Genomic DNA, 15269 nt, shown 5'->3' with positions numbered 1-15269 from the left:
TGGTGCAAGGCTCGATGCGAGTGAAATACAAATCGCGGGTTCGGCTTCGAATCACGTTTGTCGATCGGCGGATATCTGTTCGAAGAGCAATGATCCATTTCAATTCAAACTTCCTTTGCAGAGCTGCGATTGCTCTGCAGAGTTACACGTTTTTAGAACGCGAGTCATGAACCCCCCATATTTTGCTTTTGCCGTCCGTCTCATCGTCTGTTTCACTGTCTGTATCGTTGGCGATCACGTTAGTGGGCACGTTGCTGCGGCGGAGGCAAGTAACCAAGGTCGCCCCAATATCGTGTTGATCATGGCTGACGATCTTGGTTTAGGTGACGTCAGTCACCACGTTCGCACGCAGATGAAAAAAGAGCCGGTGATCGAAACACCGGCGATCGATTCTATTGCTCGCGAGAGTTTATGGTTTACCGACGGTCATTCCGCGACCGCTCTTTGTTCGCCGACTCGATACTGCGTGATGAGCGGCAACAACAACTATCGTTCCAATGCGCCATGGGGTGTTTGGGGAACGTTTCGCGAGACCGCGTTCAAGAAGGGTGACGTCACGCTGGGAAGCGTGGTGAAGGACGCGGGTTATTTCACTGGTTTTATCGGCAAGTGGCACTTGGGAGGTGACTTTCGCGATCTCAGCAATGGCGGGATCTATCGTGCGAATGATCGAAACGAAGACATTACCGGGACGGTCGATCTCACCAAATGGATTGCAAACGGTCCGCGAGATTGGGGATTTGACTATGACTTCACGCTTCCATGCGGCATTCAAGGTCCCATCTATACCGCGTACGAAAACAACTCTTGGTATCCGATGAGGGACGACTCTGAGATTGTGTTTCTGAATAAGAACAACGCGATCCATCCCAAAGATCTGACGTCGAAAGGTGAGGGAATGGGCGATTCAGGATGGGATGCACGCGAAATCGGCAAACTGATTTCCTCAAAAGCGGTTGACTTCATCGAGGCCAACGCGGGAAAGGATAAACCGTTCTTTCTGTATTACTGTTCGCCGATGTGCCACGTCCCGCATTGTCCGCCGGCAGAGTTCGACGGCAAGAAGATTGAAGGGGCGACACCTTCGCGTCATCTCGACATGGTTTTGGATCTCGATCAGCAAGTGAACCGGATTATCAAAACGTTGAAGGCCAAAGGTGTTTACGACAATACCCTGATCGTATTCACGTCAGACAATGGCGGTTTGGCGGTTGATAAAGCGACTCGTGCGAGCGGTCATCGTGTTAGCGGTGGATACGCGGGGTCGAAAAACTCGCCTCTCGAGGGAGGACACCGCACTCCGTTTTTCGCCGTTTGGAAAGACCACATTGCTCCTGGTGTGACTGACGAACCTGCGCTCAACCAGGATATGCTGGCGACGTTTGCGGCGTTGGTGGGGACGAAGGTTCCCGATGGGCAGGCTTTGGATTCCAACAACCTGTTGCCGCTGTGGACGGGAGAAGGCCAATTCAAACAGCGTGATTTTATCGTGCAGCAAGCAGGGTCCGGAAAAGAAGTCTACTACCGCAAAGGAACGTGGAAACTGATCCTGCAAAGCAATCTGCAGCTTTCGAAATTCGACCCGATCGCATTGTTCAATCTGGCGGATAATCCGCGGGAGGCGAAGCAATTTAACTTTGTGAAATCGCCTGAGCACAAGACACGTGTCGAGCAGATGCGGAAAGACTATCTCGAGATTCTCAACTCACGTGTGCGGACGACTCCTCGATCGGCGGACGTCGTAACACCGCACGCGAACGTGATCAAACCGGAAGGAGACACACCTGTTTGGACAGACGCGAAGACGGCGGCTCAGGAGTTTTCCGGGTTTGCGTTTCTAGGTGAGTACGTTCGTGGTGACGAGGCGATGCAAGTCGTGCCTTGTGAGGGACAGTTTTATCTTTCGATTTATCAGGGCGGACTGCCGGGCGATGGATGGAATCGTGGTGTGATTGGGCATGAATGGTTGGACGCAGATGCGATCGCAGAACGTTTGCAGGGATACGTGAAAGTGGATCGTTCGTCGGAGTTCGAATTTACTGCTCCCCCCCGTGATGCCATCGTGTTGTTTGATGGTTCGGGAATGGAGCATTGGGCGTTCGGCAAGATCAAAGATGGGTTGTTGCAAGCGGGGGCGAAAACGAAGCGAGAGTTCCAAGACTTTCAGTTGCATTATGAATGTTTGATTCCGCTCAAGCCCGAACTTCCGCTGGCGCATCCCGGACGAGGGAACAGCGGCGTGTTCGCGGTGGGAGCCTATGAAGTTCAGGTCTGCGACACGTTCGGCGTCGATTTCTCACCGGAACGTTGGAAGATCGATCGAGTTCTGAAGCATCCTGATACTTGGTGTGGCGGCATCTATGGCATCCGAGCGGCAGACATCAACATGTGTTTGCCGCCGCTAACGTGGCAGACGTTTGCCATTGATTTCACCGCGGCTCGATTTGACGGTGACAAGAAGGTGACGGACGCGAAGATGACGGTCCACCAAAATGGCGTGCTGATCCATGATGATGTGACTCTACCCGAGGGAACTGGTGGTGGGCCGAGCGGTCCTCGGGCGGAGGTTCCTCGCGGGCCGATTTACTTCCAGAGCCACGGCAACCCTGTCCAATACCGAAACGTTTGGGTTGTCGAGAAGTAGCGTTTGGCACGGTCTCGGAAATTGGTTTGGCCCGACCGGTCGATTTGCGGGCGATCGATCCAGTTGAGAAACGGCGTGTTTCGCCCGATGCGCGGCGACTGAATTAACAGAGTGCTTTGCTTGAACGTTCGGCAATGGCCGTCACGCGAGGTGGCATTGTTAGGGGGCGTTGAGTCGCTTGAGCGATCGGAACATTCGAGTTCTGCCGCCTTTCGGAGACAATCGCGGCGATGCGAACGTCTGCCACCTTGAGTATGTGTGACTCGGGCGGTAACTCTATGTTGCTGTCCGCACCGGCAGCCGAAGGTTATCGGACTGCGGTGTGCGGCGTCACTTACTCAGGAATTTTTGATGGAGCTTTGGACCATACTCGGAAACGTCGTCATCTTGTTGGGGGCGTCGTTGTTGGTCGGAGGTTTGTTTTCACGATTCGGACAAAGCCCGCTGGTGGGCTATCTGTTGGCTGGGATGATGCTCGGTGGACCCGGCAGCATTCACGCGGTCAGTTCCGAGCACGAGATCGAAGCGATCGCGGAACTGGGAGTCGCGCTGTTGCTGTTCAGTCTCGGTCTTGAGTTTTCGTTTGATCGACTCAAGAAGCTCGGTTCGACGCCGCTCCTTGGTGGTGTCGTGCAGGTTGTGCTCACCGTCGCATTGGCTGCTGCGGCGGCCTATCCGTTCGGGTTGGCTCTTCGAGAGGCCGTTGCCTTTGGCGCGATGATCGCACTCAGCAGCACGGCCGTGGTGTTGCGAATCTTGATGGAACGAGGCGAGGTCGAGATGCCTCATGGTCGTAACAGTTTGGGCGTGTTGCTGACTCAGGATATCGCTGTCGTGCCGCTCGCGTTGTTGATGACGGTCCTTGGTGGCGAAGGTTCCGCGTCCCAGATCGCGTGGGACGTCTGCAAATTATTGACGATGGCCGGCGGTCTGGTGTTAGGTTTGTTCCTGCTCAATAAGATCGCCGTGGTCGCATTGGGAACATTGACATTGCAACGCAACCGCGAGTTGACGGTTGTGTTCGCGGTCGTTGCAGCGTTGGGGGCCGCGTGGGCGTCTCACTTCGCGGGCATGTCGCCTGCGCTGGGGGCGTTTGTGGCGGGAATGATGTTGGGCAGTTCGGCGTTCGCGACCCAGATTCGCGCCGACGTGTCACCGCTTCGTATCGTGTTGCTGACTCTGTTTTTCGGTGCTGCGGGGATGGTAGCCGATCCGATATGGATCATCCGAAATTGGTATGTCGTCGCGACGGCGGTGGCGGTGATCACGATTGGTAAACTGGTCGTGACCTGGGCCAGCTTTCAAATGCTCGGTCAGTCGACTCGGGTTGCCGTGGCGACTGGTGTTTGTTTGGCTCAGGTTGGTGAATTCGCGTTTGTCCTTGGGAGTATCGGGCGTGCCAGCGGAGTGGTGTCCGAGGACGTCTATGCACTGGTGGTCTCGGTTGCGATTGCTTCGTTCTTCCTGAGCGCGTTTCTCGTACCGGCAGCGTCGAAGATTGGAAACTGGGTCGCTCAACGGATGCGATCCGATTTTCGACCGAATGATGACGGTGTCAAAATCGTGGAGTCGCCGGATGTGTTGATCATTGGTTTCGGTCCCGCCGGTCAAATCGCGTCGTGGCCGCTGGTCGATCACGGTCTCAGGGTCATCGTCATTGATCTGAATCAAGAAGGTGCTCGAAAAGCACGAGCACTGGGGTTTGGCGGTCAGGTCGGTGATGCCACGCAGTCAGAAGTGCTCGAGCACGCGAGGCTGCATGAATGCAAAGCGGTGGTGATCACGGTGCCCCATCCTGAATCGGCATTGATGATTCTCGAGCATGTCCGAAAAGAAGCACCGAACGCACACGTGATTGTGCGAACTCGCTACGAACTCCACACGGGCGACTTTGTTTCCGCGGGAGCCCACGTGGTGACCGGGGATGAGCAAAAAGTTGGCGAGAGTCTTGCGGCGAATTTGATTGAGTGGGTCGAAGGACGCGACAACCATTTGGCCGACGAGAATGGAAGTATCGATCACGTGGAGGCCGGCATCCCGGCTTGATTCAGCGAGTCTTGATTGGCTCCGCAAAAAAAATTTGGTCTCAATCGATTGAAGCTCACCGGGGCGATCGGTTCGGTCCCGCGAGGTCGGCCCCATTGATCCGGCGTCGGATTTTTTCGGTCACGGACGCATTCCCGCTCGCGTGGCCGGCGACCGGGGGCTAGATCAGTCGCCGGAGACGCAAGGTGCGATGATCCGCGGGAAAACCGAGCCTTTTGGGACGGGTGGGTTTCGCACGTGGTGGGGGGCGTTCGCCGCCGGTGGAGTCGGTCAAGGTTGCACCACGGCGCCTTCGGGTAGGCAAAATCGCCGCCGATTCAACTGTTCGGGGGGATGAGGTTTACTGTCACCTAATGTCGAGATGTCAGGGGGTATCGCTATTTTGACATCAAAGACTTGTTAGTCTTGAAATATGACCAAGGCGGCACCATTTTGCTGGCATTTTCCGGCCTCTCGGAATAAAGCGTCAGATTGATTACAACGATAAACTCTTGTGGGGGGAACGTTTACGCTCTGAAGTCGGCAAAAACTCATTTTGACGGTGAATGTCTGGACTAGAATGTTAAAGTACATAAGCTAGGGGGTGTTGTGCTGTTGGTGAGAATAAGACGAATGCAAGAGATATTTGGGGCCTCGGCCTCCATAAATTTGCGGTCATTTTGACCGGGAGGGTGGTCGATTGGTCACCTGTCATTAGCTGTTTGAACTTTCCAAGAACCTTTATGCGATGAATATTGTTCCGCCAGATAATTCTCCCCGTTCTGAGGGGCACGATGGAATGACTTTGGTCGACATTTTGATGTCTCGCAGTCGTTCGTATCCTGAGCGTTTAGCGTTTCGGTTTTTGGAAGATGAGAATGAATCGTCGACGCTGACCTACCAAGAGTTGGATCATGCGGCGCGTCAGATTGCCGCCGGGTTGCTCCAGCGAGTGAATCCAGGTGACAGCGTTGCATTGGTTTTTCCACCCGGGCTGGACTTCATCAAAGCATTTCTAGGTTGTGCGTACGCGGGTGTGCTCGCGATTCCGGCGACCTACCCTAAACCGCGACGACCGTCGGCGAGGTTGTCCGCGATCGTCGAGGACGCTCAACCGGGAGCAATGTTGGCGACACAACGTGTCGTTGAGTTGTTGGCAGATTCCGAAACGGCGGGACGGCTCGGCAACCAAACGTGGCTCAGTATCTGCGAACTCGAGTCCGCGTCGGCGTCGCAGTGGCAGATGCCTGAGTTGGGAGCATCGAGTACCGCATTCCTCCAATACACATCGGGTTCGACGAAAGATCCGCGAGGCGTCGTGGTCAGTCATGGGAACATCACCCACAACCTCGAGATGATTCGCAAGGGATTCGGCCTTTCGTGCGAGACGGCACAGGTCGGCGTTTCTTGGTTGCCGGCGTATCATGACATGGGATTGATCGGTGGGATTCTGGAATCAATTTTTGTAGGCGGCACGACCGTGCTGATGTCGCCGTTGTCGTTCTTGCAGCGACCCGCGAGATGGTTGCGGACGATTAGCGAATACCGAGCGGTTGTCAGCGGTGCACCTAATTTCGCTTATGAATTGTGTTTGAAAAAGATCAAGCCTGCCGAGATCGATGGCGTCGATCTAAGCAGTTGGCGGGTGGCCTTCTCGGGTGCTGAACCGATCCGATCGTCGACGATGCGTCGGTTCGCGGCGAAGTTCGGGCAGTATGGTTTTTCGGACTCGTCATTTTATCCGTGCTATGGACTCGCCGAGGCGACGTTGTTGGTTGCCGGCGGTCACGGTCCTGGCAAGCTTGCCACTTGTTCGGTCGATCCGGATGATTTGCAGAAGCATGGGCATGTCACGACAGTCGACGCGCAGCCGATCGAATCATCGGAACACTCGTTCGATGGCGGCCACCGAAGTCATCCGATTGAATTGGTGAACTGTGGGCGCCCACCAATGAACGAAGAGGTTGTGATCGTTGATCCTGACACTCGATTGCCATGTGGCGAGAATCAAGTCGGTGAGATTTGGATCCGTGGTCCGCATGTGGCTCGAGGCTATCACAATCGCCCCGAGGATACGGCGGCCACGTTCAACGGACAGCTCGCGAATTCCGATGAGGGCGGTTATCTGCGGAGCGGTGATCTCGGATTCATTCGAAACGGATCGCTCTACGTGACAGGCCGTCGCAAAGAGTTGCTGATTATCCGCGGACGCAATCATTACCCACATGATTTAGAGGCGACGGTTCAGAGTTCTCACGAGATGTTAATTCCTGGCGGCGGTGGTGCCTTCCTGGTCGAAAACGATGGCGAGAATCAACTCGTCCTTGTGCAGGAGGTGGATCGTGCCGCGTCGGCTTCTGAACGCGAAGCGATTATTCCTGAGATCCGCCGCAATGTGACGGCTGAACATGATGTATTCGTTCACGAAGTGATTTTGCTGCGGATGGGATCCTTGCCGCGAACGACGAGCGGGAAAGTTCGCTACGCGGACATCCGTGAGCAATACCGGCTCGGCGAGCTTCAGAGTGTTTGTCGATGGTCATTTGCGGCGTCCGCAGGCGACGCGAAACCGCAAAGTGAGAGTAACGGTCAGCCGACGATCAGTGATCTGACACAGTGGTTTGAGGTCGCAGAGATCGATGACGCGGAAACGATGGCTGAAGAGATCGAAACGTTGTTGACGCGTTGGTTGCGTCAAGAAGCGGATGATCATGACAGCGACTTTGATCCGCACCGACCTTTTGCGGACTACGGTCTCGACTCGCTCGCGTCGATGGAATTGATTGCCCAACTCGAAAGTGGTCTGAATCTCAAATTGTCGCCAACGATCGCGTGGACGTATCCGAGTCCATCGACGCTGGCTCGCCATTTGTCGCACATGATCGTTCGTCGCAATGTCGATGATTCGGAGAACGAGTCAGAGCTGAATGTAGATACTTCAGAAGACGGAATGGACGATCTTAGCGAACATCAGTTCGATCAGTTGCTAGCCGAACTCGAACAAATGCCGGACAGTGCTGCCGCCGCGATGCTCGCTGCACAAGATCAGACGGAGCCCCGTCAATGAGTTCGACCTCGGAGCGAATGGCAAAGTTATCTCCCGAGAAATTAGCACTCCTTAAAAAAGCGATGGGCGAGACCGATCGCATTGCCGAACCGATCGCCGTGGTCGGGTTGGGGTGTCGGTTCGCGGGTGCGTCGAACATTGCCGAGTATTGGAAGTTGATCCAAGACGGCCTCGACATGACCGGGGAAATCCCCACGTCGCGATGGGATCTCGAGTCGTTCTATGACCCCACTGGCAAGACACCGGGGAAGATGACAACGCGTTGGGGGGGATTCCTCGACGACATTGATCGTTTCGACGCTGCGTTCTTCGGTATCTCGCCGCGTGAAGCAGAGAAGATGGATGCTCAGCATCGATTGTTGCTGCAGGTCGTTTGGGAGGCTCTCGAGTACGGCGGGATTGCACCGACGAGTCTTCGCGAATCGTCGACGGGCGTCTTTGTCGGCGTCGGTGGGACGGATTACTCTCGCATTCCTGTGCAGCTCGATAATTACTTTGAGCAAATCACTGCTTATTCCGGAACAGGCAATGCGTTAAGCATCGCGGCGAACCGGCTCTCGTATACGCTGGATTTGCGAGGCCCGAGTTTGGCGATCGATACCGCGTGTTCGTCATCGCTGGTTGCGGCACACTTGGCGATCCGAAGCCTGCGCAGCAACGAGTGTGACGCGGCGATTGTTGGTGGCGTCAATGCGATTTTGACTCCGGAAACTACGCTCGCATTTTCGCAAGCGCACATGTTGTCTCCGGATGGAAAGTGCCGTCCGTTTGACGATCAGGCGAACGGGTACGTGCGCGGTGAAGGTTGCGGTGCGGTCGTGCTGAAACGTTTGTCCGATGCGGTCAGCAACGGCGACATGGTTCTCGCGACAATCCGAGGAAGCGCGGTCAACCAAGACGGATTGACCTCAGGAATCACTGCCCCGCGAGGAACGGCTCAGGTTGAAGTGATCCGGCGTGCGTTGCGAGACGCACGATGTAGCCCCGATGATGTTTCGTACGTCGAAGCACACGGAACGGCCACGCCGCTAGGGGATCCGATCGAACTCGGTGCGTTGGCTGAAGTGTTTCGTAACCGTAAAGGCGAAGAGGCACAGCCAGTCTTTTTGGGGTCCGTCAAAGCGAACATTGGGCACACGGAAACAGCCGCCGGGATGGCGTCGCTGATCAAAACAGTCCTGATGCTCAATCATCAAACCATTCCGGGCCAAACTCATTTTCAAAAGATCAATCCGCACGCGGAGATTGAGAACAGTCGGCTGCAAGTTTGCCAAAAAATGATGCCCTGGGACGGGGTGAAAGGCAAGGCGATCGCCGGCATTAGCAGCTTCGGTTTTGGAGGCACGAACTCGCACCTCATCCTCGAGGGGGCCCAAGCCGCGAGTGCTAACGAATCGTCAAAGATGCCAGCGACGTCCGCAGATGTTCGGCCGGATCGTCCGAAGCATCTGATGACGTTATCCGCGAAGTCGCCTAAGCAGTTGCAGGAACTCGCAGGACGTTTGGGCGAATCGATTGCGGATCCTCAAAGCTATCCGCTCGCCGATGCCTGTTACACCGCTGCGGTAGGCCGTGCCGCATTCAAACATCGTCTCGCGATCTCAACGGGCGATGCGGGTAAACTCAAAGAGATGCTCGAATCGTTCGCCAGCGGCGAGACACCCAAGCGAGTCAAGCATGGTGCGGTCAAGGGCGATCGGCGTCGTAAGATCGCGTTCCTGTTTCCTGGACAGGGTGCACAAACCCCGGGAATGGGGCGCGAACTGTATCAGACCCATCCCGTTTTTCGTGACGCGTTGGATGCGTGTGATGAGATACTCGCCGACCTGCTGCCTCATCGGTTGCTGCATGTTTTATTTGAAGACAATTCTGACGAACCGCTGATTCACCAAACTCAGTACACGCAACCGGCGCTCTTTGCGATCGAGTATGCGATGTCGCGGTTGTGGCGTTCGTTCGGAATCGAACCGACCGTCATGCTCGGTCACAGTATTGGTGACTATGTCGCCGCGTGCGAGGCCGGTGTGTTCTCGCTGCGTGACGGATTGACACTGATCGCTCACCGTGGGCGGTTGGTGCAAAGTCTGCCGCGTGATGGATCGATGGCGGTCGTGTTTGCTGATCGAGATCGAGTTACTGATCTGATCCTGCCGTACGAGAGCGATGTGTCGCTGGCCGCCCATAACGGTACTGAGAGCGTCGTGATCGCCGGACGCAGTGATGTGGTGGCGGATCTGTTGAATCAGTTTGAATCCGCGGGCGTGAAAACACGTGCGCTCGAAGTCTCCCACGCGATGCATTCGCCCTTGTTGGATCCGATTCTCGATGAGTTCGAGCGGTTGGCGGGCGAGATGACATTTCATTCGCCGAAGATCACTTTGATTTCCAGTCACGACGGAAAGAAACTCGACGATCGAGTTTGCTCGCCGGCGTACTGGCGAAATCATCTGCGACATACCGTTTGCTTTGTCGACGCATCACGCACGCTCGAATCCTTTCCGCTCGAGGCAGCGATCGAAGTTGGCCCCGGCACGACGTTGTGTGGGCTCGCAAGCCGACTCTGGAGTAGCGAGCCGATCGCGTGGTTGCCATCGCTGCGAAACGGGCGAAGCGATTGGGACGTGATCAACGAAAGCCTTTCTGAATTGTTCGTCCGCGGCGTGACTGTCGATTGGATGGCTTTCGATCAACCGTATCGTCGGAAACGTGTGGTGTTGCCGACCTATCCGTTCGACTTGCAACGGCACTGGTACGACATGACGCGACGACGCGACATACATATCAGTCCATTGCCACATGCGTCCAATCGTGCCACGCATGCTCTTGTCGGTGTTCGGTTGCCGATGGCGGGTGAGAAGGTCGTTTTTCAGCAATCGCTCGATGCCCATCATCCCGCGTTCTTGAATGACCATCGGCTCGATCAAACTCCGGTGGTGCCCGCGGCGGCCTACATGGAACAGTCTCTGACGATCGCAAATGAGTTGTTTGGTTCCGGGAATCACTCGCTCTGCAACCTAGCAATCGAACAACCATTGGTTCTCGCCGGTGAAAGTCGCCGTGTGGTTCAACTGAGCGTTGGGCCTGATTTGCGAGGTGAACGATCGATTGAGATTTACAGTCGTCCCGATTCAGATGACGAGACTACGAACGAAACGTGGACACTGCACGCATCGGGAACGCTCAACGGAATTTTGGATAGTGACGCCGTTCCGGACGCGTTGAATCGATCCGAGATCCAGAAACGCATGAGCCATCAAATCGGTGGTGAATCATTCTATCAGCGAATGGCCGCATGCGGATTGCAGTATGGGCCGATGTTCCAAGTCGTCTCAGACCTACGGGCGGGCGATGGCGAGTGCCTGTGCGAAATACAGTTGCCGCAACCGTTGCAGAATGAACTGCAAGACTATGTGCTTCATCCGGCCGTCATGGACGGTTGTCTGCAATCGATCGCAGGCGTTGTGATTGATCCCAGTGATGATTCGGTCACTGATTTGGTTCTGCCAACACACGCGGAACGGGTTCGTGTTTTTCGTGATGTTCCTAGCGGTCCGCTATGGGTTTACACCCGTAACGCGAGTTCCTCGACGGCAACGGACACCTTCGACGCCGATATCATTTTGTTTGCTGACGACGGATCGGTCATTGCTGAAATCACCGGCGCTCGCGTCCAGCGTGTCTCGAAGCAACGCTCGTCAGGCCAGACCAAACCAGACGAATTGCTCTATCAAACACGATGGCACCGTCAGGCGTTGGTTTCGAGTGATCAGAGTGAGAAACAATCCCACCGCTGGGTCGTCTTTGCCGACAGGACCGGAATAGCGAAAGACTTTATCGCACGCGTTATTGAGTCGGGTGACGAGGTTTGCGTCGTGCATCAGGGAGAGGCATTCCGTTTCGAACCATCCGACGAAACACCCGGCCTTTCGACGTGTCACCTCGACCCGGACAAACGAGACAACTACGAGAAGTTGCTCGGTAGCCTAAGTGGTGAATCTGACCGACCGACATCCATCATTGATCTTTGGGCAATCGGAAACGAATCGGAGAACGGAAACAACCCGGCCGAGTTCGCTCATCGTGAATGTTCGCACGCGTTGTTGTTGCTCAGCACGCTCGCGAAGAATTCTTCGTTGCCGATTGCACACACGACCTTTGTCACGCGTGGTGCGAATGCGATCGCTGATACCGACGATGTATCGCCGTCGCAGGCTGCGTTATGGGGGCTTGGTCGCACTGCCATGGTCGAGATGCCTCATCTGTCGATGACATTCCTGGACCTCGATCCGTCGCAGTCGATCGAGTCTTGCGTGGATGGAGTGCAAGCCGAACTGACGCGACTCGTTGGCGAAGATGCTTCGAGCGAAGACCACGTCGCCTTCCGGGCGGGTGAACGATATGTGGCACGGTTGGAAAAAGCGGCGGATCTTCTGCGAACCGAAGGCGCGTCGCGTCAAAGTTTGCCTGCCTCGGAACGTTTCAGTCTGCGATTGGGTGACTCGCCCAGTTTTGACGAACTGCATTACGTTCCGGTTGGATCGAAGAAGCTCGAGCCGAACGAAGTTGAGATCGAAGTACGCAGCGCCGGATTGAATTTCAGCGACGTGCTCAAAGCCCTCGGTCTGTACCCAGGCGTCAAAGACGAAATCGTGCCTTTGGGGATTGAATGTGCAGGGGTGGTTTCGCGTGTCGGCGAGGCCGTTGATGCGTTCCGCCCCGGTCAACGAGTGATGGGGGTCGCACCGTACAGTTTTGGATCGCACACGACGACGGCGGATTATGCGATCGTTGCGACTCCCGAGAACCTTTCTGACGAAGACGCAGCGACCATCCCGATTACTTTTCTGACCGCACATCACGCGTTGTGTTCGTTGGCTAGGTTAAGCAAAAACGAGCGGGTTCTCATTCATGCCGGTGCGGGGGGAGTCGGTCAGGCAGCGATTCAGATTGCACAGGCCGTTGGTGCTGAAATATTTGCAACCGCTGGCAGCGATTTGAAGCGAGAATTCTTGCGTTCGCTCGGCGTGCAGCATGTCATGGATTCGCGGTCACTCGATTTCGCCGACGAGATTCTCGAGATCACGTCGGGATATGGCGTCGATGTAGTGCTCAACAGTTTGCCTGGCGAAGCGATTACGAAGAGTCTCTCGATTCTCGCGGCATACGGACGATTCTTGGAAATCGGGAAGACCGATATCTATCAGAACCGCCGCATCGGCCTATGGCCTTTCCAAGACAACCTGTCGTACCACGCGATCGATCTTGACCGCATGCTGCGTCAGCGACCCGATGACATCCGGCGGTTGTATGCCGAGATCGGACCGCTGTTTGATCAGGGCGTGTACCGCCCACTGCCGTTGACGACGTTCGGACCCGAAGCCATTGTGGATGCGTTTCGATACATGTCGCAACGGAAAAACATCGGTAAGGTTGTCGTGGCTTATCCCGATCGCCAATCGAAAAAGACGCACGAGGCTGCACCGGCGACGAGCGTTGCATCGCATGATTCGGTTGACACGCTGTCGTTCGGAAATGGCACCGTCCTCATCACCGGCGGATTGGGAGCGATCGGCCGCCAAGTCGCGCAGTACGCCGTTACCCAGGGGGCCACGCACTTGGCCATTCTCACTCGTCGCAGTAGCGATGACGTGAAGGAAGAACTGGCATCGATGCAGGAGTGCGGTGCTTCGGTTGCTGTTCTGCAGGGTGACGTGAGTGATCGAGAAAGTCTCGTTGCCGCTGTTCGCCAACTGCCGTCGTCGTATCCTGCTATTCGCGGCGTGTTTCATGCTGCGGGAGTGCTTCGCGACGGTTTGATGCAGACCATGGAACTGGATCAACTCGATCAAGCGATGTCGCCGAAGACTCATGGCGCGTGGAATCTGCACGATGTTTTCGATGACCAACTCGATTTCTTCGTCATGTTCTCGTCCGTTGCGGGAACGATTGGTTCACCGGGACAAGCAAACTATGCGGCCGGGAATGCATTCCTAGATGCATTGGCGAATTACCGTCGCGGGCTTGGGTTACCGGCAACATCGATCGCGTGGGGCCCTTGGGATGCGGAAGGGATGGCGGCGACACCTGAAGTGCGGCGTCAATTGGCAGAACGCGGCATGAGTCCATTGCAGCCGAGTACGGCAATGCATTTGCTCGATCTCGCTATCCAGAATCGCGTGACGCCGTTCGCGGTGATGGACGTCAATTGGAACGTGATGCTCGGTAAGATGGTGGGCGGCGGATCGAGTTTGATGAGTGAGTTTCGCTCGGCAACGGCGTCGACCGAGAAATCGAACTCGGGCGGTGCTCGCGATGAAAAATTGGTCGCCCGTTTGATGGCGGCATCGGCAGAGGAACGCTTGCAGCAATTGCAGTCGTTTGTCGCGTCCGAACTGGCCGACGTGATGGGCACCGACGAGGATGCGATCGAGGCGGATCAACCGTTGGCGTCGCTCGGACTCGATTCGTTGATGGGGATGGAGTTGCGATCGAAGCTCGAGTCCCGGTTGGGAATCGAGTTGCCGATGTCAGCTTTGTTTGATGACCCCAGTGTCGTGTCGCTCGCGCGAGTCGCGGGGGAGGCGTTCGAGGGTGCAGCGGGTCGGTTGAGTGAGGAGACGGCGGAGAGTAAAGCAACACCGATTGCTGAAAAGACAGACACACCTGCGCGTCCTCGCACCGAGTCGCGATCGAAGCCGGGGATCGTCGCATTGGGCGGTTCACAGGGTGATCATGCACCGTTGTTCTGTTTGCATCCCGTTGGCGGCGACCTTCGTTGTTACGACTCACTCGCTCGCGCGATCAAGGATCGTCCGGTCTATGGTTTGCGAGCTCAGGGGTTGCAGGCAGGATCGACCGCCCATGAAACCATGGACGCCTTGGTTACCGACTACACCGAGATCATTCGCAAGACTCAACCCAGTGGGCCTTATAGCCTCGTCGGTTGGTCGACCGGCGGTGTGTTTGCCTATGAAATCGCAAGGCGACTGCAGGAAAATGATGAAACGGTGCAGTCGCTGATCATGATTGATTCACCGTTGCCTGTTGTCTTTGAGAGCGTGGATCTCGGCGACAACGCAATGTTTCTGGTCGATTTGGTGGAGTTTGCCAACTATTTCGCTGGTACCTCGATGGAAATTACGTACGAATCACTCCATCAATTGAGCGAAAAAGACGCGCTCGATTACGTGCTGCGGTTGTCGATTGATCATGGTATCTTGCCCGCGAAAACGACGGCGATGTATCTCGAGCGTTTGATCAACGTTTGCAAGCAACACGTTAAGATTCTGCAGGGTTATGAACCACCGCCGAGTGACTTGTCGGTGGAGATGTTGAGGCCAGAGGTCACCGGCTTGCTTTCACACGCGACCGGGCATTCCTTTGATGAGGATCTCGGTTGGGGCAAATTGGTGCAACTCCGGCTGCACCAAGTCTCAGGGCATCACTTCACGATGATGACCCCGCCGAATGTTTCTGCGATGGCCGAAAAAATCAGCGACCTGCTTGCTCAGCCTAGCCTGCCCTCCCTGTGAT

The 15269-nt window shown here is 55.7% G+C and carries 4 protein-coding genes; all 4 read left to right on the top strand.

Features of this window, described 5'->3' with window-relative positions; all coding sequences use genetic code 11:
- Nucleotides 1-166: 166 nt before the first annotated feature.
- On the top strand, nt 167-2644 hold the full coding sequence (locus FHS27_RS31030) for a sulfatase-like hydrolase/transferase (protein WP_246419327.1): 2478 nt from the start codon (nt 167-169) through the stop codon (nt 2642-2644).
- A 351-nt stretch (nt 2645-2995) separates the two neighbouring features.
- A complete protein-coding gene (locus tag FHS27_RS08970; RefSeq protein ID WP_184304314.1) occupies nt 2996-4690 on the top strand; it encodes a cation:proton antiporter in 1695 nt (564 codons plus the stop codon).
- 727 nt (nt 4691-5417) lie between these two features.
- Nucleotides 5418-7736 (top strand): AMP-binding protein, encoded by a 2319-nt coding sequence (locus FHS27_RS08965; RefSeq protein ID WP_184304312.1) that lies wholly within the window; start codon nt 5418-5420, stop codon nt 7734-7736.
- Nucleotides 7733-15268 (top strand): type I polyketide synthase, encoded by a 7536-nt coding sequence (locus FHS27_RS08960; protein WP_184304311.1) that lies wholly within the window; start codon nt 7733-7735, stop codon nt 15266-15268. Before FHS27_RS08965 ends, FHS27_RS08960 begins: the two co-directional genes overlap by 4 nt.
- Nucleotide 15269 lies beyond the last annotated feature (1 nt).

The sequence above is a fragment of the Aporhodopirellula rubra genome (genome assembly GCF_014192335.1).
Taxonomy (GTDB): Bacteria; Planctomycetota; Planctomycetia; order Pirellulales; family Pirellulaceae; genus Rhodopirellula; species Rhodopirellula rubra.
Note: the sequence above shows the minus strand (reverse complement) of the source record. Positions and strands in the feature narration are given on the sequence as shown.

Excerpts from the sequence above, each read along its gene's own strand:
- FHS27_RS31030 (WP_246419327.1), top strand. The coding sequence starts at position 167 with ATGAACCCCCCATATTTTGCTTTTGCCGTCCGTCTCATCGTCTGTTTC.
- FHS27_RS08970 (WP_184304314.1), top strand. The coding sequence starts at position 2,996 with ATGGAGCTTTGGACCATACTCGGAAACGTCGTCATCTTGTTGGGGGCG.
- FHS27_RS08965 (WP_184304312.1), top strand. The coding sequence starts at position 5,418 with ATGAATATTGTTCCGCCAGATAATTCTCCCCGTTCTGAGGGGCACGAT.
- FHS27_RS08960 (WP_184304311.1), top strand. The coding sequence starts at position 7,733 with ATGAGTTCGACCTCGGAGCGAATGGCAAAGTTATCTCCCGAGAAATTA.